At 61.3% G+C, this 19,006-nt stretch carries 16 protein-coding genes; 4 read left to right on the forward strand and 12 right to left on the reverse strand.

The features are described 5' to 3' along the window. Window positions 1-189: 189 nt before the first annotated feature. Genes HUV48_RS09780 through HUV48_RS09795 form a run of 4 tightly spaced genes read right to left on the reverse strand, consistent with a single transcriptional unit; the run spans window position 190 to window position 4,527 of the window. Window positions 190-1,605: an efflux transporter outer membrane subunit gene (locus HUV48_RS09780; protein WP_225871628.1), complete on the reverse strand. Its 1,416-nt coding sequence runs from the start codon at window positions 1,603-1,605 to the stop codon at window positions 190-192. Further along, window positions 1,602-2,663, reverse strand: coding sequence for an HlyD family secretion protein (locus HUV48_RS09785; RefSeq protein WP_176267599.1), 1,062 nt, complete (start codon window positions 2,661-2,663; stop codon window positions 1,602-1,604). The genes HUV48_RS09780 and HUV48_RS09785 overlap by 4 nt, the downstream gene beginning before the upstream one ends. Beyond that, a complete protein-coding gene (locus HUV48_RS09790; protein ID WP_318656079.1) occupies window positions 2,663-3,394 on the reverse strand; it encodes an ABC transporter ATP-binding protein in 732 nt (243 codons plus the stop codon). The genes HUV48_RS09785 and HUV48_RS09790 overlap by 1 nt, the downstream gene beginning before the upstream one ends. After that, window positions 3,391-4,527, reverse strand: a complete 1,137-nt coding sequence (locus HUV48_RS09795) for an ABC transporter permease (protein ID WP_176267600.1) — start codon at window positions 4,525-4,527, stop codon at window positions 3,391-3,393. The genes HUV48_RS09790 and HUV48_RS09795 overlap by 4 nt, the downstream gene beginning before the upstream one ends. Window positions 4,528-4,623: 96 nt before the next feature. Between HUV48_RS09795 and HUV48_RS09800 the strand changes: the two genes are divergently transcribed. Continuing rightward, window positions 4,624-5,241 (forward strand): TetR/AcrR family transcriptional regulator, encoded by a 618-nt coding sequence (locus tag HUV48_RS09800; RefSeq protein WP_176267601.1) that lies wholly within the window; start codon window positions 4,624-4,626, stop codon window positions 5,239-5,241. 66 nt (window positions 5,242-5,307) lie between these two features. On the opposite strand, the gene HUV48_RS09805 is transcribed toward HUV48_RS09800, so the two are convergent. The 7 genes from HUV48_RS09805 to HUV48_RS09835 form a co-directional block, all read right to left on the reverse strand. Beyond that, complete coding sequence (locus HUV48_RS09805) at window positions 5,308-8,403, reverse strand: helicase-related protein (protein ID WP_318656080.1); 3,096 nt, start codon at window positions 8,401-8,403, stop codon at window positions 5,308-5,310. Between the two features lie 244 nt (window positions 8,404-8,647). Beyond that, a complete protein-coding gene (locus tag HUV48_RS09810) occupies window positions 8,648-9,229 on the reverse strand; it encodes a class I SAM-dependent DNA methyltransferase (RefSeq protein ID WP_176267602.1) in 582 nt (193 codons plus the stop codon). Further along, window positions 9,222-9,944, reverse strand: coding sequence for a PIG-L deacetylase family protein (locus HUV48_RS09815; protein ID WP_176267603.1), 723 nt, complete (start codon window positions 9,942-9,944; stop codon window positions 9,222-9,224). The genes HUV48_RS09810 and HUV48_RS09815 overlap by 8 nt, the downstream gene beginning before the upstream one ends. Continuing rightward, a complete protein-coding gene (locus HUV48_RS09820; protein WP_176267604.1) occupies window positions 9,941-11,047 on the reverse strand; it encodes an acyl-CoA dehydrogenase family protein in 1,107 nt (368 codons plus the stop codon). The genes HUV48_RS09815 and HUV48_RS09820 overlap by 4 nt, the downstream gene beginning before the upstream one ends. Further along, the gene (locus HUV48_RS09825; RefSeq protein ID WP_176267605.1) at window positions 11,040-12,098 is read right to left on the reverse strand and encodes a glycosyltransferase family 2 protein; all 1,059 of its coding nucleotides are present in this window, start codon (window positions 12,096-12,098) and stop codon (window positions 11,040-11,042) included. The genes HUV48_RS09820 and HUV48_RS09825 overlap by 8 nt, the downstream gene beginning before the upstream one ends. Window positions 12,099-12,267: 169 nt before the next feature. Next, the gene (locus HUV48_RS09830; RefSeq protein ID WP_176267606.1) at window positions 12,268-14,361 is read right to left on the reverse strand and encodes a catalase; all 2,094 of its coding nucleotides are present in this window, start codon (window positions 14,359-14,361) and stop codon (window positions 12,268-12,270) included. A 366-nt stretch (window positions 14,362-14,727) separates the two neighbouring features. After that, window positions 14,728-15,012 (reverse strand): hypothetical protein, encoded by a 285-nt coding sequence (locus tag HUV48_RS09835; RefSeq protein ID WP_176267607.1) that lies wholly within the window; start codon window positions 15,010-15,012, stop codon window positions 14,728-14,730. Between the two features lie 60 nt (window positions 15,013-15,072). Between HUV48_RS09835 and HUV48_RS09840 the strand changes: the two genes are divergently transcribed. The 3 genes from HUV48_RS09840 (at window position 15,073) to HUV48_RS09850 (ending at window position 16,408) form a co-directional block, all read left to right on the forward strand. Beyond that, on the forward strand, window positions 15,073-15,603 hold the full coding sequence (locus HUV48_RS09840; protein ID WP_176267608.1) for a DUF2975 domain-containing protein: 531 nt from the start codon (window positions 15,073-15,075) through the stop codon (window positions 15,601-15,603). After that, on the forward strand, window positions 15,603-15,848 hold the full coding sequence (locus HUV48_RS09845) for a helix-turn-helix domain-containing protein (RefSeq protein ID WP_176267609.1): 246 nt from the start codon (window positions 15,603-15,605) through the stop codon (window positions 15,846-15,848). The genes HUV48_RS09840 and HUV48_RS09845 overlap by 1 nt, the downstream gene beginning before the upstream one ends. Window positions 15,849-15,931: 83 nt before the next feature. Continuing rightward, a complete protein-coding gene (locus HUV48_RS09850) occupies window positions 15,932-16,408 on the forward strand; it encodes a YybH family protein (protein WP_176267610.1) in 477 nt (158 codons plus the stop codon). A gap of 377 nt (window positions 16,409-16,785) precedes the next feature. On the opposite strand, the gene HUV48_RS09855 is transcribed toward HUV48_RS09850, so the two are convergent. After that, the gene (locus HUV48_RS09855; protein ID WP_176267611.1) at window positions 16,786-18,912 is read right to left on the reverse strand and encodes an outer membrane beta-barrel protein; all 2,127 of its coding nucleotides are present in this window, start codon (window positions 18,910-18,912) and stop codon (window positions 16,786-16,788) included. Window positions 18,913-19,006 lie beyond the last annotated feature (94 nt).

Here is a 19,006-nt window from a genome sequence, read left to right on the forward strand (position 1 = left end):
TAAGGCCAGCTTCTGAACTAATGCTCAACCTACGGCTCCGCCTTCGGGTGGAGCCGCTCTTTTACTGGCCGGCATAATCCGCACCTTGAAGTGCAATTGTGCCTGGGAGTCGGAGCCGGGCAAGAGCCTGATCATCACACTGCAAACAATCTCGGCGCCGCTTCTCGCGCAGCGTCGCACCAATCCTGCTTATTCTAATCCTCTGACGGGGTCACCTCCCAAGGCACGCCACAAAAAAACGCGGGCGCGCAAGGCGCGGCCGCGTGCGGCGGCGGCTCGCTCGGCGCTGCCATCCGCTGCGCGGCGCGCTTCGAGCACGGTGAGGAAATCGGCGAGACCGGCACGGTATCGGGTATCGGCGAGCCGAGCGGCGCGGTCCTGACTGGCGGCTTCGCCTTCTGCGGCGGTCAGTTCGCGGTCGGCGGCTGCGATCAGGCCATAGCCGGTTTCGGCATCACCCAGTCCTGAAAACACAGCGTCGCGATATTGCGCGAAAGCGAGGCGCTTTTCTGCCGCCGCGCCCTCGATCTCGGCTTCGATACGACCGAAGTCCAGGAGCGGGGCTAGCAAGCTCGGCCCGGCGGAACCCACAATTGCGTCGGCGTCGAACAAGCCTCCGAGATCGAAGGCGAGCAGGCCGAGCGCAGCCGATAGCGTAAGCTGCGGAAAGCGCCGCGCGGCCGTGGCGGCAAGCTCGGCATCCTCGGCGCGCAGATTGGCTTCGGCGGCCAGCACGTCGGGGCGGTTGGTCAGGAGATCGCTCGGCATGGCTAAGGGCGGGGGCGGAGCCGCAAGCGGATCAGCGGGCTCCGCAAGCAGGGACAGCACCGTTTGTGCTGGGACCCCGGTAAGGGTCGTCAGACGTCCGGCGATCCGGGCGCGTTCGCTGGCCAGCGCTTCGATCCGGCTGCGGCTGGCCCGTGCGGCGCTTTCGGCGCGGACCCGATCGAAGCCCGGCGCGATGCCGGCCCGTTCGCGCACGCCGGCAAGACGCGCCAGTTCGTCGGCGGCGGCGGTATCTTCCTCCAGCGCCGCGCGGCGCGCTTCCAGTGTCCGCCAGTCGATCACCGAAGTGGCGATTTCTGCGAAGAACGCATTGCGCACCCCGACGGCTTCGAACGTCGCCGCATCGAGCCTCGCCTGCGCTGCGTCCTCGCGATTGCGGAGCCGTCCGAACAGGTCGGGATCCCAGCTTGCTACGACATTGGCGCCGTAGCGCACGCGCTCGGTATCGATAGCGATGCCGGGCGGAAGGGCGGTGCCGAACTGGTGGGGATTGGTGCGCGTAGCGGTGATCGATGCATCACCCGACAGTATCGGCAGCCGGTCAACTCCTGCGCGCGCTGCATTGGCGCGCGCGATCTCGATCCGCGCTGCTGCCTGCGAGAGGGTCGGTGCCTGCTGCACGGCGAGGGTAGACAAGCTAGCGTAGGCGGGATCGCCAAGCGGCAACAGTGCTGCCAGCGAAGCGCTCGTGGCGGTATCCGGCGCGAACGCGAAGCTATTCGGTAAGACCGGCAGGCTGGCGCCGATTTCCGGCGGCGGTCCGGCCACACAGCCGCTGACCGCGAGCGCCGATGCGAGGAGGAACGGACGCCGCATCATTCGCTCAGCTGCGCCGGCTGGGACGGCTCGGTCGACCTGCCGCGGCGCGCGGGAATGAACGCATCGACTTGCTGGCCGACGCGGAACAGGCCGTCGCTGTCAGGCAACTCGTAGATGATCTGGAGGACGCGGACGTCGACCCGCTCGGCTGCGCTGTTAGTGAGCGAGCGTTTGGGCACGACCTGGGGTTCGGCACGAACGAATCTCGCCTTCACCTGCCGATCCGCCGCGCCGCGCGGAGATACGGTCGCTGGTTCTCCGAGCGCTACGCGGGGCGCCTGCTCCTCGTCGATGTCGACCCGGATATGCAGGGGCCGGGTCTCGCCCATTTCGATGAAGCTCTGGGAATTGCCGCCGCCGCCCGTGGTCGAAAGATATTCCCCTGGACGAATGTTCACGGCGAGGATTTCTCCGGCGATCGGCGCGCGCACGGTTGCACGGCCAAGCTCTGTCCGCGCGCTGGCAACCTGCGCCTGCGCGCTGTCCAGCCGGGCGTGTGCTGCCGCGAGCCGGCTTTCGGCCGTTTGCCGCCGCTCGCGTGCCGCGCTTGCTTCACCTTCGGCGCGGATGACCTCTGCTTGGCTGACGGCGGCCGGGTCTTCGACATTGCGATAGAGCGCCAGCTGACGTGCGGCGGTGGCTTCGGCGGCGCGAGCTTCGGCGATTGCCGCCTGCGCCTCGCTGATCGCAGCGCGGGCTTCGCCGACCCCGGCGCCCGTCTCGGCGATGCGGCTGCGTATAGCGCGCGTATCGACCGCGAAGAGCGGCTGTCCCTTCGTTACGTAGTCCCCCGGCTGCACCTTGAGGTCGGTGACGAGGCCGGCGAGCGCAGTGCCGATGGAGATAGTTTCGCTGGACGGTTCGACGACGCCCGCTCCCGCCACGCGCGGAACGTTCGCCAATTCGCCCGTAGCGCGAGGCGGTTCGCGTTCGGGTTCTTCCAGTTCGCGCTCGGGCAACCCGAACCAGATGAACAAGGCCGCCACGATAAGCCCGACGACCGCCACGATCGGCAGGCCCTTGCGAGCGAAACTGAAATCTTGAGGAAGCAAACCCATCAATGATCCTCCGGCATGTCGGTGCCATCATGAGTGATCTTGCCGTCTTCCAGGACAAGGATACGGTCGGCGAGATCGAAAACGCGGTTGTCATGGGTCACGATGATGCAGGCGCGGTCTTCGGCCACCGCGACATCGCGCAGAAGGTCCATCACCCGCCTGCCTGAACCAGCGTCAAGAGCGGCGGTCGGCTCGTCGCACACGACCAGGCGCGGCTCGTGCACCAGCGCCCGTGAGATCGCCACGCGCTGTTGCTGCCCACCCGAAAGCTGGTTCGGCAGCTTGTCCACTTGATCGCCGATATTGAGCTTTTCCATCATCGCGACCGCCCGTTCGCGCGCTTCGAGCCGGTCCATTCCCTGCGCGATCAGGGGCACGGCAGCATTGCTGGCCGCATCGATCGAGGGGATGAGGTTATACTGCTGGAAGATGAAGCCGATATTCTGAAGCCGGAATTCGACCAAATTGGTGTCGGTCAGACTGTAGATGTCGGTTCCGAAGACTTTGACCTCCCCCTGGGTCGGCCACAGGATGCCGCACATGATCGAGATGAGCGTCGTCTTGCCAGACCCGCTTTCGCCGACGAGATAGGTCAGCTCGCCAGCGCGGATGTCGAGGTCGATGCCGTGCAGGACAGTGATCGTCTGCTGACCCGCCTTGAAATCGCGCGTCACGCCGCGGGTCGAGATGGCCGCGATCGCTTCGTGTTCGGGGGCTGGGCCGGTACTCACCGGAACACCGCCGCAGGTTCGGTCTTGAGGACATTGCGTAGTGCCAGCCATCCGGTCAGCGCAAGGATGACGGTGACCGCGCCCAGGCTGATCAGCGGCACCTGCCACGGGATGTAGAACCCCTTGAACGTCGGGTTGCTCGAAAAGCCCCAGATAAACCCGACCGTGCCCAGCACCCCGAGGCCGTAGCCAATCAGCCCTACGAGACCCGCCTGGGCCGCGACCATGCCCCTGATTTTGCTGTTGGTCACCCCTATCGCCTTCAGCGCACCGAATTGCTTGATGTTGTCGCGAATGAACAGGCTGAAGGTAAGGCCTACGATCGCCACGCCGACGATGAAACCGAGCAGCACGGTGATCCCGAAATTGAGCGGAATGCCGGTATTCTGGATGATAAAATCGACCCCGTCGCGTGCGAACTGGTCGCGGGTGCGGGCCCGCAGGCCGGTCTCTTCCTCGATACGCTGGGTCAAAACCTCCGGCGCGATGCCGTCAGCCGACCCGACGAGGACGAAGCTCATCCGGTTGCGCGTTCCCGGCACGTAGTTCAGCGCGTTGGAGTATTTCGTGTAGAGCGTCACCTGGCTGGTGAAGCTGGGAATAGCGTCGGCGACGCCGCGGATCACGGCGCGCTGGTCGTTCAGTTCCAACCGCTGCCCGATCGGATCCTGCCCGCCTTCGAACATGCGGGTCGTACCGACATCGTCGATGATGACGCTGTCGGGACGCGACAGGACATCGGTACTGCCTGCGGCCATTCGCCTAGGCATTCCGATCAGCGTCGCATCGTCCACCCCGATGACGCTCACGCCTTCCAGATCGCCGTCGCCCGTCCGCACGCTGGCGCCTGCACGAAGATGCGGCACCGCCCATTCGACGCCAGGCACGCTACGCACCTTATCGAGCGCGGTGGCCGGCATGGGGAAGTTCACGTCGGTCGTCCGGCTGACCGGATCCATCACCCAAACGTCGGCGCTCGGCACGTTGTAGACCGCGCTCGCCCCGCGCTCGATCAGGTTGACGAAGATCGTCAATTGCTGGGTGATGAGAAGGGTAGAAAAGGCGATCCCGAAGACCAGTCCGTAGAACTTCTGCGCGTCGCCGGTCAGCATTCGGATCGCGATCCAGAGCATCAGGTCATTAGCCCTCGCTGCTGCGGCGGGCTTGCAGGCAAAGCTGCATTGCGCCACTAATGAACGGTAGCGTTTAATTGAACGGAGTCGTTCACTTTGTCAACACCCCGTCCGGGTAGGCCGGTCGATACCGCCAAGCAGCGAGCCATACTTGCCGCGGCTGCCTCGAGCTTTTTCGAACACGGTTTCGCTGCGACTTCCATTGAACAGGTCGCATCCGATGCCGGTGTGTCCAAGGTCACCATCTACAACCAGTTCGGCGATAAGCATGGGCTTTTCACAGCTGCGGTCGAGGCTGAATGCGAGCGTATGCGCGGTCATTTCCAGATCGACACCACGGAAGGAGCCAGCTTGCGCGACCGCTTGACGGCAATCGGCGAAGCCATGTCCGCTTTTCTCTCCCGTCCGGAAATGGTGCAGTTCGAACGCCGCATCGCTGCCGAAACGGAACGGGTGCCTGCCCTTGGCCTAGCCTTCCTTGCCGCCGGCCCCCATCGCATGAAGAAGGCTTTCGCGGCACTATTAAAGGCCATGCATGAAGCTGGTGAAGTCGCTATCGAAGATCCCGATCTCGCCGCCGAACAATTCGCCGCGATGTGCAAGGGCATGGGCGATCTCGAACGCAGGTTCGGCATGCCCAAGGACGACAAGCGCGATGCGGAAAGGATCGAAGGTGCGGTCGAAATGTTCTGCCGCGCTTACGCCTCTACCTGATAAAGGGGCGTTTCGAAGGTAAAATTAGTCCGCTTGCTCCGTGCGAGCGTGGCGGTCCCGTTCATGTTAGTCGCCCTCGGCCAAAGCTTCCAAGACACTTACCGCAGCGGCTGCTGGATCGTCGAAGGGTGCGCCGTCCTTTGCAAGCCACCGCCCATCGCTCGGTACGAGTCCCTGGGCCTTCAACGCCGCGCCCTTTTCCTGAAGCGGTGTAAATGCGATCGCTGCCGGGCCGGCGTTTACGGCGCGAATGTCCATCTCGATTGCCAGCATCGTGAGGCGGGCGCGGTCGATAAGAGCAGACGCGGCGTCGGGAAGCGTTCCGAAGCGGTCCAGCAATTCAGCTTCGAACGCCTGCAGTTCCTCGCGGTCCTTCAGCCGCGCCAGACGGACGTAGAGGTTCAGACGCACCTCCTCTTCCGGTATCCATTCGGGAGGGAAGCCGCCCGCTGCGCCGGTGCGGATCTCCGGCTGCCATTTGCGCTGCTCCTCTCCGCGCGCGCGGCGCAGTGCGCCCTCGAGGAGATGCTGGTAAAGCTCGACGCCGATGAGCTTCATGTGTCCGGCCTGCGCGTCGCTCAGGATATCGCCGCCGCCGCGCTGGTCGAGGTCGGCACCGGCGATGGCGAAGCCGGAACCAAGCTGGTCGAAGGTTGCGAGCGTGCGGAGCCGCTTCTGGGTGGCCTCGCTGATCTCCTCGTTCGCGGTTGCGAGAATGACCTGCCCGCGCCGCCGCCCGCGGCCCACGCGCCCGCGCAGTTGGTGCAACTGCGCAAGACCGAAGCGATCCGATCGCCAGATGAGCATGGTGTTCGCCCGCGGCACGTCGAGGCCGGTCTCGATGATATTTGTGGCAAGCAGAATGTCGCTTTTTCCGCTTGCGAAGTTGATCATTACCTCGTCGAGCTCGGCACCCGGCAGTTTGCCGTGCGCCTCGAGAAGGGTCAGGTCGGGCACCAGCCGCTCCAGCATCTCGCGCATGTCGGCAAGGTCAGCGATACGCGGGACAACGACGAAGCTTTGCCCCCGGCGCGCCTTCTCCCGGCGCAGTGCCAGGCGGATCGTAGCATCGTCCAATTGGCTTACGGTCGTGCGGATCGGCTGACGGCGCGCGGGCGGCGTCGCGATGATCGACACCTGTTGCAAACCGATCATGGCGCGGTGGAGCGTACGCGGGATCGGCGTCGCGCTCATCACCAACAGATGCACACTCTTGTTTCCGCGCAGTTTTGCTTTGTCGGCCGCACCGAAGCGCTGTTCCTCATCGATCACCACCAACCCGAGCTTGGCATAGGTGACCGAACTTCCGACAACCGCCGCAGTGCCGACAACCACGCCGATCGACCCGTCCGCCAACCCTTCCTGAACCTGTTTTTTCTCGGCTGCGCTCGATAGGCGTGACAAACCGGCGACCTTCACACCGGTATCGGAGAAGCGGCGGGTGAACTCGTCGAGATGCTGACGTGCAAGTACAGTGGTCGGCGCTGCGACGATCACCTGGTAGCCCGAGAGCGCAGCGATTGCTGCCGCACGCAGCGCCACCTCCGTCTTTCCGTAACCGACATCGCCGATTATCAGACGCTCCATCGGCTTGCCGGCCGCCAGATCTTCGCGAACCTCGGCAATCGCGCGCGCTTGATCGGCGGTTTCGGTGTAGGGAAATCCCGCCACGAAGCGTTCGTAAGCGGCACCGTCCGGTTCCATCACCGATGCTTCGAGCTTGGCCCGCTCTTCCGCGAGCGCGATGAGAGAGGTAGCGGTCTCGGCGACCGCGTTGTCGATGGCGGCGCGGCGCTTGTTCCAGCTCTTGCCTTCCAGCTTGTCGAGCTTGACGCTGTCGCTGTCGCCGCCGTAGCGCCACAGCAGCCCGGCGTCGCGCACCGGTACCAACCGGCGGTCGTCGTCGGCGTATTTCAACGCGATGACCTCGCCCTCACCGTCGGGCGCCGGTTCGAGGCCGAGCACCTCGGCGAAACCGTGGCTTTCGTGGATGACCAGGTCGCCGATGCGCATTTCGGCGCCGCCGAGCCCGACCGGTTGCGCCGCCGCCAGTCCCTGTTGGAGCGACGCGCGCGTGCCGAGAATGTCGGCGGCAGCGATAAGCGTCAGCTGTTTGTTTCGTGCCCCCCGGTCGAGCGGAGCGGCGATCAGTGCCACTCCGCTGTTCTCACTATTCTCAATCGCGCGGATATCCGTGATCTCATGCGCGGCAGGTAAAACCTCTTTCAGGCGGACGCGGAGGAAGCGCAGGTCGCGTTCGCTCCCGATCAAAGCGATACCGCGCCCCGCTTCCCGTTCGGCGGCCAGGAAGCGCTTGACGGCGCGGGCGGTGGACTTGCTTTCGGCGAAGCGAGGCACGGCTTCGATCACGCTGCCGTCTTCGTGATCGATGTCGCTTTCGGTTCGCCAATCCTTCAACGCCTCTGTCCAGCGTTCGTCCGATACCGCACCGACTTCGATCTTCATCTCCTTTGCCATTCGCTCGGCAAGCCGTACGAACCTCTTGCGCCGCTTCTCCGCTTGCGGGGAAAACAGCACGATGCCTGGCGAAAGGTGGTCGAGCAGGGTCGCGTCCGCTGCTTCTTCGGGTTCGGCCGCGCGGCCGATTTCAAGTTCGTCGCAAGCCTCTCCGCGCATCTGCGTGACTGGATCAAAATGGTGAATTGCGGAGATCTTTCCGTTCGCAATATCGATCCGCACGGGCCCGCCCGCGTCTGCGGGAAACAGATCAATCACCTCGCCGCGAACGGCAATCTCGCCGGGTTCGTCGATACGATCGTCGGCAAAATATCCGTTGGCGACGGCCTGCGCACTGAAGGATTCCGGATCGATCGCATCGCCTGCACGGATCAGCGGCGGTGCGGCGTCAAAAGCTTCCGGCTGTTGATAGCGACGCGCTGCAGCTTCTCCGCTCGTCACCACGACCGGCTTTGCGCCTTTGGCGTCACCCGAGAGCGCTCGCAGTCGGCGCAGCGCCGTTACCCGGTGACCGATATTCGCAGGCGAAGCGGGCGCGTCTTCGCCCGGCAGTGTGTCGCTTGCGGGAAGGTGGATTACCGGCGCGTCCGGTAACAACATTTGAAGGACGAAAGCCAAACCCTCCGCCTCGGTTTCGTCATCGGCGAGGTATAGCACTGGTTGTTCACCGATAGCCCGGAGCACGCGCAAGACCTTAGCGCCCAAGCCACTCACCGACCCGCCCGCCCGGGCATCATCCGACTTATGCAATTGCAAACCCTATTCTGAACAGCGCCGAGGAGGTATCGGCATCGCCTATACGATTGGCCCCGGGCATTCGTTGCAGCGAGCTGCGATTAAGGCGTTCAATCTTGCCGTTAATGGTGATTGCTTGCGGTCGAGGGGAACCCGCCCCATTGCCGCTCGAAGTTCGGAAGGAACTAGCTTTTCAGACAGTTCGAACAGGCAGCAATTTGTCGATCCGGTAGCGCTCGGCCTTCCCTACTGGGTGGTGCTTCCAATCATTCGCTTTGGCAAACAGGTTTACCACTTCATTGCCACCGAGCGGCAAGTTCGAAGGTCCGGTCCAGTTGACCAGCAGGCAAACGCCGTCGTCCGATAATGATTGTAGAGCTCGTGAGGATACTTCGCGTATCTCCTCTTGGGAGAGAAAATAAAGCACCTCGGAAAACATGATCAAGTCGAACGAGCCGGCTGGCCAATCGTACGGGAGTTCTCCTTGAATCAACGTAACATTTGCGCGATCCGCAAGACGCGTCCGGGCGATCGCGAGTGCACGATCCGCAATATCGATGCCGATAATTTTGCCTGAGATGTCTGCGAGCTCTTCGGTGAGGGCGCCGGTTGCGCAACCGATTTCCAGCGCACACTCGAAACGGCGGCCACCTAGCGAGTCAATAGTATGCTTGCGCTTCTCGCGCTCATACGAACTCGTTTCAAAGTCCCACGGATCGGGATCGTCCTCGAACAGCGTTTCGAACCGGTCCCGCCGGGATAACTCGTCAGCCACTGATGAAAACTTCCGGGTGATCGGCAAAATGCGAGACGAGGGCGGGCGGCATTACGAAGCCGTGCGGATCGTCGATCGCTTTGGGATCGATCTGCGACTTGTAGGCTGCGATCGCTTCGCGTTTCAGCGTCTTGGTCTGGGGATCGTCGAATATAGAGAGGCCAGAGGGAACTGCCCCCTCTCCGAACCGCCCCCACACCGCGAACTGCCAGAACGGAATAGCGCAGGCATGGGCCACGGCCCGCCCGAGCAGCGCCGCGGTTTCATGATCGCAGTGCGGATCGTCCTGCCACGTGGACCACACGGCACTGACGTTCCGCTCGCGCGCAAACGGAATGACCTTTTCGAGAAGCGCCGGGTCGTAACGCGTTCGCCCGTCGGGCTGCCGCAATCTCAGTACGTCTATCTCTTGCGACGGAACCAGCACCGCGAGCGCGGCTTCGAACTCGCCGAAACGAAGAACGGCCAGTTCCTCTGGCGTAATCGTTCGCGCATTCGGATGCGATCCTTCGCCATCGGTCAGAAGGACTATGGCAATGCGGCGACGCTTCGCCGCCGCCGCGGCCAGCGCCATGCCGCATCCGAAAGTTTCATCGTCCGGATGAGGGGCGACGATCAATAGCGAGCCTCCGGGTGCGAGCGCATCGATCGTTGTGTGGGGCGCCCCTGCGCTGGCGTCGAGGATAGCTCCGGCTGGTAGTTCGGGAACGCTCATATCGCTTCTGCGAGTTTCCCCATGGAGAAGAGCCCGCGCCCCGCACGTTCGCGTTTCGCATCCGGACCGGCCTGACAGAGGAACAGCGACAGATCCCGGCTCATGCGCTCGACCATGCCGCCTTCCTCGTGAGCCGCCATACCGAGAGCGCGGTCGACCAGTTCCATCGTTTCCCGGCAGGCGTTTTCGGTCACTTCGCGTGCGAGAAGGGCGAGCAGCACTTTACGCGGCGCGGCGCCATCCGCTTCGATCTCGAGCGCGCATCGTTCGAGCCACAGCCGGCTGGTCTCCAAAGCGATCGCACAGGCGACCACCCGTTGCCGCTGCTCGGTATTGTCGGTGCGGTCCCGTTTCGTAAGTTGCGTCATCATCTCGCGATAGAGCGCCTCGGCTCCACCCAAGTGCGCGGCGCAGTAGCGCCAGATACCGCCTTCGAAGAAAGGCTCGCGCAGATAGTTACCTTCCTCCCCGATACGCGCTGCGCTCGAAAGGGTCAGATTTTCTAACGTGTAGCGCCCCGACCGGGTCGCTCGCATTCCGGCCATTTTCCAGACGCCTGCGTCGGCGCGTTCCTCATCATCCACCGGAACGAGGAACATGCTCGGGCCGTGCTCGGTGTCAGCTGTCACGATCGCTTGATCGACGAGACCCATGCCGGAAGCGAAACGTTTCGCTCCCGTTAGTTTAACGCCGTTAGCGTCTTGCTCGCAAGAAACAGGGCTGCCGGGCTCGTCAGCACCCCACACGCCCAACAAGGCTCCGTTCGCAACGTCCTTCGCTAACAGCTCTCGTTGGCGCGCGTCGCCGTATAATGCGATCAGCTTCACTGCGTTCATGTGGCCTTCGAAGAGCCGGGCCACCGACAGGTTCGCCCGGCCCAGAACGCGTAACGCGTCCAGAGCCGGAAGACTGCCCTCCGGTTCACTTCCCCAGCCTTTTCCGCCATCCTTGTGAGAAAGACATGCAGACAGCCAACCCGAACGCCTGAGAACCTCGATATCGGGACGCAGGTCACCATCGGTTCGATCAGTATCCCTGGCGCGCTCGGCGATCTGTTCGATCGCTCCTTCGAATTCGCGCAGCCCCCTCTCGCTATCAGGCATTCGCCGGAGCCTTTTCAGCCTCAATCATCGGCAACTGCTCCAGTTCGCCAAGTATCTGGGAGTAGGTCATGGGCCGCAGCGGGCCCGCCCCCCGCCGGATTTCCGCCGAGACGGTAGAAGGGTGCGTTGCGGGGAAGCGGGATGCTATCTCCGCCCATTCCCGCAGGGTCGATAGAGGCACGAGCGCCGGATCGCACGACGGATCCGGCTCGATGGAACGCATCGTCAGGCAGGCACCGCATCCTCCCTGCGCGCGGCCCGAAAGCCGCGCCGACGTGCGCGTGCCGCCATCGTTCGCCGTACAGACCTGCATGCCCGCTGCGAGTATGCTCTCGCACAGCGCCACGTCCTCGCCCACTGGCGGGGTGGGTAAGCCGCCAATGGAACGATAGGCCTGTGCTTTGATGGCGAGGCTTGCGCCCGATGCGCGGTGGGCAAAAGAGCCGGCGCGATTGCCGGTCCATTTGCGCCACAGGCGTTCGCTCGCTTCGAAATAGGTGCGCTCAGCTTCGCCCACCGTTCTGACCTGGGCGGGGAGTAGCGAGAGTTCCGCTTCGTCCAGCCGTACATCCTCACAGACCAGATCGTAACCGGCGGTAATCCACGCGAGGCGCGACGAGAGCCAGCCGGGACCGACATAGCTGTCGGCATCGGTCGTCAACAACACTCCGTCCGAGGCCGAGCGAACCGCGATGTCGAGAGCGAGGCGTCTGGCATGGGGCGCATTTCGGATCGCGTCCTCAAAACGCACCTCGATTAGGGCGAAGTCGACTTTGGCCTCCCGCAGTCGCGAGCGCACGATCGATGCGGAATTGTCCTGCGTGTCGTTGAGGACAACCACGATACCGCCGCGAAGCGGTGTGCCCTGTGTCGTCTCCACAAGGGCATCCACCGCGCGGGATATGAGGGCCTCCTCGTCCCGCGCCGGTACGGCGATCGCGTAGTCGAGCGGACCATCAAGGTCGCCGTCGCAATCCCATGCATGAACCTGCCCAGCGAAGGGCGAACCGTTCAGAATTTCCCCGACGTCCGATGACAGTGAACCGCTCATATTGCCGCTTTGTGCGCTAGGTTTCGTTCGTGAAATGGTCGGGCTGGCGGTTCCAAAGGCATCTACGCGCGGACGGCCAAAGCAGGCTGCGTTTGCCCGCATGACACTCTCGGCACCGTGCCGGTGAGAGACGATGTCCTGCGGGCTTGCATGACCAACTCCGAGATCCTCAATCCTGCTTCACGCTTTCGCGGTCCCAGAAACGCAGCTTTCCGCACATCTTGATGAAGTCCTGTGCCGCGGTTTTCCCGTCGGAGACGTCGGTGAACCCGTCATCCATCCAGTTCCAGACACCGGCAGTTTCGAAGAGCGGCTGGACTTCGGGTACGTAGGCGATGAACTTGGCATGGGCAAAAGCATCGTTGACGAAATCGACGCTCGGTTTGTCCGTGTTGTAGCGCTTTGCAGAGGCTTCGCTCATGACCACCGCGACCGCATCGTAGACGACCGACGGGCCTCCATCGATTTTCTCGTCCGCCTCCATCATCGAGCCGTCCGAAAGCTTGGCACCCGCAACATGCGGCGCGATGATTTCGGCCATACCGCCGGCATCCTTGGCCGCGCTTTTGAGCGCGGCGACTACGTCAGCGTCAGCACCTTCGGCGATGTAGATGCCGAGCTTGCGCCCCTTGAAACTGTCCGGGCCGTTCTTGAGGATCGAAAGCGCGGGACTTTCCGGAAGGTCGATGATCGGATCGCGCGCGGCAGGTACCTTCTCAGGCAATTCCGTGAAACCGAGCCCGTCGGCCACTTCTTGCGCCAAACCTTGGTCGATATGACGCAGATGCCCAATCATGCGTTTGCGAATGCTCATGCGTTCGACCTTGGAAAGTTCGAAGGTGAGCGCGTTCGCCATATGCGTTTGCTCCACGGGGGTCTGGGAGACGTAGAACTGTCGCGCCTGACTGTAGTGGTCCGCAAAGGTCTCGCTGCGCACGCGGACCTTGGGTCCTTCGACCGGAGCCGGATAGCTTTCGAAGCCGCGCATCGGGCAGGCGCGGGGTCCGCGATCCTCTTCCGCGCCGTCCCCCTCGCCCCAACTGTTGGGCTCGTAGTTCACCCGGCCCTTGGGGTTTGTCATCGCCATATGCCCGTCCTGCTGGAAATGGCGTACGGGACATTTGGGCGCATTGATAGGTAAATGCGTGAAGTTCGGTCCCCCGAGTCGCTTCAGCTGCGTATCCAGATAGCTGAAGTTACGCCCCTGTAGGAGCGGGTCGTCGGAGTGGTCGATCCCCGGCACGATGTTCTGCGTGCAGAAGGCGACCTGTTCGGTTTCGGCGAAGAAATTGTCGACATTGGCATCGAGTGTCAGCGTGCCGATGATCTCGACCGGAACCTGTTCTTCGGGAATGATCTTGGTCGCATCGAGCACGTCGAACTCGAATTGTTCGGCGAAGTCTTCGTCGAAGACCTGAATACCCAGATCCCACTGGGGGAAATCGCCTGCATCGATGGCATCCCACATGTCGCGGCGATGGAAATCGGGATCCATGCCGTTGACCTTGAGCGCCTCGTTCCAGATCACCGACTGGAGCCCAAGTTTCGGCTTCCAGTGGAACTTCACGAAGTGGCTTTTGCCCTCAGCATTTACCAGCCGGAAGGTGTGGACGCCGAACCCTTCCATAAAGCGAAAACTGCGCGGGATCGTCCGGTCGGACATGATCCACATGACCATGTGCATCGATTCAGGGCTCAGGCTGATGAAGTCCCAGAAATTGTCGTGGGCCGTCTGTGCCTGCGGAAAACCACGATCGGGGGCGGGCTTTGCGGCGTGGATCAGGTCAGGGAACTTGATCGCGTCCTGGATGAAGAACACTGGAATGTTGTTGCCGACGAGATCCCAGTTTCCTTCCTTGGTATAGAACTTGGTGGCGAAACCGCGCACGTCGCGCGCCAAATCGGGCGATCCTTTGTTCCCCGCCACAGTGGAGAAGCGGGTGAAGGTCGGCGTCTTGACACCCTCTTCGTTGAAGATCGCCGCCCGCGAATATTGCGGGATCGCCTTCTTCAATTCGAAATGCCCGTGTACGCCATAACCCCGTGCGTGGACCACGCGCTCGGGGATACGTTCATGGTCGAAATGGAAAATCTTCTCGCGCGCGATGTGATCTTCGAGCAATTGCGGTCCGCGCGGACCCGCGGTGAGCCAGTTCTGATCGTCGGCAATCGGATGACCTTGCGCCGTGGTCATCACGTCATCGTCGCCTTTCGGCTTCTGATGATTGGCACCGCCGTCGGACAGTTCGAATTCCTTGGCCACAAATCGCTCCTTTTGTTGATACGATTCAAAGACTGGTGAACGTTGCCGATGATCCCGAACCTAACAAACATCATGTTGTATTGGCATTTTATAGCCAGGTCGCTGTAGTTCTGGGCCGAGTAACGTCCGCCAAGAGTATCGGCTTCACCGGTCGCAGGCAGAGCCAGAGCGCGACAGGTCGTGGCCCTGTGTCATCGGCGCTAACGCGCAGACCGCCGTTCGCTCGGTCAAAGCGGAGTGGTACTGTAAGAGTTGGATAGCCTTGAAAGGCAGGTGGCGGTGGAGGCAGTCATATCGCAACTTGTCTTCGCCTGAGTATCCGCTTCGCGCCCTAATTCTCGCCAGTCTTCTCACTCTTCTAGCAACCTAAAAGCGGTCGTTCGATTGTTCCGACGATTTTGGAAAACGCGGGTGACCAACCCTGGCAAGCCCGCTCGAGCCGTGATGTTCCTGCTCCTGCACAGAACCACGCGCCGCCCTTCTCGGGTTTTCGAATATGGAAACGCTGCGTTTGCGTTTCACGTTGAGGGTCAATGTTCCGCCGATCAGCCGCAGGCAAGACGGGCGCAAAACATAAGGCGTGAACCGCCCGTGGTGCCATCTCAACGCGAACTTCGCGTAAAATGAATTCGCGCTGCCGCTAACAGCCATAGTACTAGACAGATTTTCGGGTCTGCTTCATGAATCAACACTTCAAGCAGGAGCAGAACTTTGGCGGCCTTAACCGACACCGAAATACAGCGCCGAAGCCGTCAGTTTGCAGTAATTACCGCAGGGCTGGCGCTGATCATTATCGCGGCGTTCGCGATTACAATGGTGAGCGCTCTCACCGGCCCGGCTGCCGACCGACCTGAATTAACGGTCTTGTACCTAGTATACTGGTCTCCAACTCTCTTTTACCTGTGGGCGCTATCCGCCGTTAGAAAAACCTTCCGCGATATCGGACAAGGCTCGATGTTCGGATCGACCATTGCGCGCGGTCTCCGCCACATCGGCTGGGCGTTGTTGATGGGCGGAACCATCAATTCGATTATCATCCATGTCGTCCAAAGCGCGTACGTGCCCGACGGATTCTCCACGGGCGAAACGCACGCATTTCGGGGGTTAAAGTTTGATCCGGCGTATATTATGCTGATCCTGACCGCACTCGCACTGCTCCTGCTTTCAAGGCTTATTGCAGCTGCAGCAAACGAACATGAGCGCGCTAATCGCCTGGAGACGGAGCTGGGTGAATTTCTCTGATGCCGATCAAGATTACCCTTGATGCGGTGCTCGCTCACCGCAAAATGACGGCGCGGGAAGTCGCTTCCCGAATAGGCATCAGCGAAACGCAAATGAGCCTGTTCCGTTCAGGCAAGGTGCGAGGGCTGCGGTTCTCAACCCTTGCTCGGATGTGCGCCGTTCTACGCTGTTTACCGGGCGACTTGCTCGACTATCAACCAGATACCGGTGATTTGTCGCCCCATGAATCTTTCAATGAAACCTAATTAGCTTGCATAGGAGCTTTAACTATTATATAAAGTTCTTGGCGCCAGTTTTCGGGCTTGCCCCTCACCCAAGGAATTCACCCATGAAATTGGTTCCGTTCGCTTTTTGTGGTGCCGTTCTAATGCTCGCGCCGTTTGCTCTGGCCGCGCCAGCATCTTCGCAATCAATCAGCGCGCCGGATGCTGAAGCCGCAGCGGCTGAATTCGTAAGCGCGTTCAATGCGCTGGATCGTACCCGCTTCGATCCACTTTTTGCCGATGACGTGACGGTGTTCTTCCCGAGTGCACCTTTTGACATTCAGCGCGTAGAGGGCAAGACGGCGGTGCTCGCTTGGTTCGGCAAATTCTTCCACGCGATGCGCGAGCGCACCGGGAACCTCAATATAGAACCCGCCGACCTTAAGGTTCACGACTATAACACGTTCGCAGTAGTTACCTTCCACCTGAAAGGCGGCGATGATTTAGGGCGACGTACCCTTATCCTGCACAGAGAAGGCAATGGGTGGAAGATCGTCCACCTCCATGCGTCTGCCGAGCCGCTTAAAAAGTCGCCGAATTAAAGTTAGCCTATCCTTTTGTAGGTTTTTGTAAAACTGCAGCTTGCTAAGCTAATGCGTTTCTAATTCAGAGCGAATTTTGAGATCGGTAACAACGACGTTAGCAAGCTCCAATTTTGACGCGCCGGCTGCATGAAGCTGATGGCCAACAATCATACGTTTGTCTGGCTCGCCGATATGCAACGCGTACCAAAAAAAATTGTATGAGATTAATCTGAATTCGTGCACGTCTTCTCGCCTGTTACTATTGGCGTTCTACCGGTTCGGTGTTTGGTCAGCGTATCATCCTACAATGGTCCCTTCAGTATCTACATCACGCCCTAATGCGGGTCCCGATTAACGGACAATCCTTCCGGGAACTCTAGTGCCAGGCAACTGTCTTATCGACCGGCAATGGCCCCGCCAAAGCTGCGCTTCAGTGTGAGCCCGAAGTTCAGATGGCGGTTTCGTTCGCGAAACTCTCTGAAGGATGACTGCGGTACAGCCCGATTGGGAGAAAATATCAGCCGCTCGCGCTTGGCCCCCGTATCGAACAGATTGTCGACATCGAATGTTATGGTCGTACGGGCATCGGGCCGGTATTCGACGAAGAGTTCACCGAACGGTCCGCCGTTGAAATTGGAGTCGAATTCGTCCGTTCGGAAGAAGGTAAACCCGTCCCCGTCAGCGACCTCCAGACCGTAAGAGAAGGCGCCCACGTCCCGCCGAACGTCGAGGCTCCACTCCCAGTCCCGAAAACCCCCGCTGAAGTTGCGCATCTCTCCGCTGATCGGATCTTCCACGCGGGTCCGCTGTATCTGTCCGCTGAACTTGGCGCGCAGACCGCTCCACAGGTTGGTGAGGGGTGCATCGAGAGTTAGCTTGGTGAAATAGCGGCGACCCGTGCCGATATTGCCCGGCGCGTCGAAGCCTTGGCCTTCTTCGTCGAAAACGAGCACCCGGTCCTGAAGCAAGCTGACAAGATCGTGGCCAACGTCCAGCCTGGCGATGCCATCTCCCAGGATTGGCCGATCGACCGTGAGGCGAAATTCCCAGGCACGCTGCGGCACGAGATCCTCATTGCCCGCATTGACCCGGTCACTCGACAGCTCAGCCGCGCTGATGAAGTCGTAGAAGTCCAGCTGCGCCACGTTGCGGCGGACAGTAAACTGGGTGTGCCAATCGCCGCCCGGCTTCCAGTCGATTGTCGCGCTCGGCTTCAGGAAGCCCAGCGTCCGGTCGGCCATTGCATCGCCGCGCACCTTCAATCGCGAGTATTCGAAATTTAAGCCGGCATCGACGCGCAAGACGGGAGTGATCGAGCGGCCGGCGTTGACGAAAACTTCGCCTCTGGTTTCCTTCACGATTGCGTTGTCGATCGGCAAATCGATCCGCGTCCGCCCGCCGTCGGAGTCGATGACGAACAATTCGACATTGCTTTCGAGCGTATTCACCACGGCTTCTGCGCCCGCTTCGAAAGAGAGTTCGGCAAGATCCTGATGCGACCAGCTTACGCGGCCGATCCGTTCGTCGAACTGAGCCCGCTGCGTTTGTTCAAAGCCGCCGGTCAGCTCCGCATCCTCGCTAAGAAGCGCGTCGTATCGCTGCGAGGCAGAAAAATTGTCCTTTTTCGCATGGGTAGCGAGCGCGACCAGCTTGATGGCCCCGCCGGCGAGAGGCCGGGTGATGTCGCCGCCAATCTCATAGGACGGTTCGTCATTGTACTGAAGCAGCCGTTCATCGCGCGGCGCGCCGCTGACTGGAACGACGCGGACATCCTGTTCTACCTCGTAGATACTCGGCTCCCACCGGGCATTAAGGCGGATCGCCTTGTCGGCGGCATGCTCTATTGCCCAGCTACCGGACACGTAAGTATCGTTGTCGTGATATGTGATGAACTTGCGGCGGGATTCGCGAAGATCGCCTGTGACGAAATTGCTGAGCTCGTCGGTCCCAGCGTCCGCGATGTAATTGCGTTCGCTCGCTGCCGCCAGGCTGAAAGTCGATGCTCCCCGCTGGATTATCACCGAACCGGCTGCATTGGGGGTGATGCGCCCGGTATACACACGACGGGCCGACAAGGTGACGTTGCCGCTGGTTCCACCAACCCCGGACAGGATCACGTTAATAACCTGGCTCTTACCAGAATACTCGGCGCCGAAAAGATCACCTGGACCCACCTCCACCCGAAGGACGCTGTTTGCCGGGATCCGCGCTAGGGTGGTTTCGAGTGTCGCAGCCTTCGAGCTTGGCCTGACGCCGTTGATGACCACGTTTCCCGCCGCGCCAGCGAAGCCGCGAACATCGGCATCACCCTCCTCTAAAGAAAAGCCTGGCACGCGACGTACGATGTCGAGCGCCGTGCTTGGAGCGAAGGTTTCGAAGTAAGCCGCTTCGTACACGGTGGTCCGCTGCGTCGGGGTGTCGGTCGGCGGTGTAACGACGGGTGGCTGCGTACCGGGTGGGGTCACCTGAGCATGCGCAGCCGAGGCAAGCAGAGCAGCGGTAAGGCTGGCGAACTTGATCATGGCAATTCCCTCCAATGGGTCCTAACTTGATGCCGTTCTTCTGCCCTTTGGATAAGTGCCGTAGGTCACATGCGCCGACCATGACTTTTGACCT

The organism is Qipengyuania atrilutea (assembly GCF_013370205.1).
GTDB lineage: Bacteria > Pseudomonadota > Alphaproteobacteria > Sphingomonadales > Sphingomonadaceae > Actirhodobacter > Actirhodobacter atriluteus.

Excerpts from the sequence above, each read along its gene's own strand:
- HUV48_RS09780 (WP_225871628.1), bottom strand. The coding sequence starts at position 1,605 with ATGATGCGGCGTCCGTTCCTCCTCGCATCGGCGCTCGCGGTCAGCGGC.
- HUV48_RS09785 (WP_176267599.1), bottom strand. The coding sequence starts at position 2,663 with ATGGGTTTGCTTCCTCAAGATTTCAGTTTCGCTCGCAAGGGCCTGCCG.
- HUV48_RS09795 (WP_176267600.1), bottom strand. The coding sequence starts at position 4,527 with ATGCTCTGGATCGCGATCCGAATGCTGACCGGCGACGCGCAGAAGTTC.
- HUV48_RS09815 (WP_176267603.1), bottom strand. The coding sequence starts at position 9,944 with ATGAGCGTTCCCGAACTACCAGCCGGAGCTATCCTCGACGCCAGCGCA.
- HUV48_RS09820 (WP_176267604.1), bottom strand. The coding sequence starts at position 11,047 with ATGCCTGATAGCGAGAGGGGGCTGCGCGAATTCGAAGGAGCGATCGAA.
- HUV48_RS09825 (WP_176267605.1), bottom strand. The coding sequence starts at position 12,098 with ATGAGCGGTTCACTGTCATCGGACGTCGGGGAAATTCTGAACGGTTCG.
- HUV48_RS09835 (WP_176267607.1), bottom strand. The coding sequence starts at position 15,012 with ATGGCTGTTAGCGGCAGCGCGAATTCATTTTACGCGAAGTTCGCGTTG.
- HUV48_RS09845 (WP_176267609.1), top strand. The coding sequence starts at position 15,603 with ATGCCGATCAAGATTACCCTTGATGCGGTGCTCGCTCACCGCAAAATG.
- HUV48_RS09850 (WP_176267610.1), top strand. The coding sequence starts at position 15,932 with ATGAAATTGGTTCCGTTCGCTTTTTGTGGTGCCGTTCTAATGCTCGCG.
- HUV48_RS09855 (WP_176267611.1), bottom strand. The coding sequence starts at position 18,912 with ATGATCAAGTTCGCCAGCCTTACCGCTGCTCTGCTTGCCTCGGCTGCG.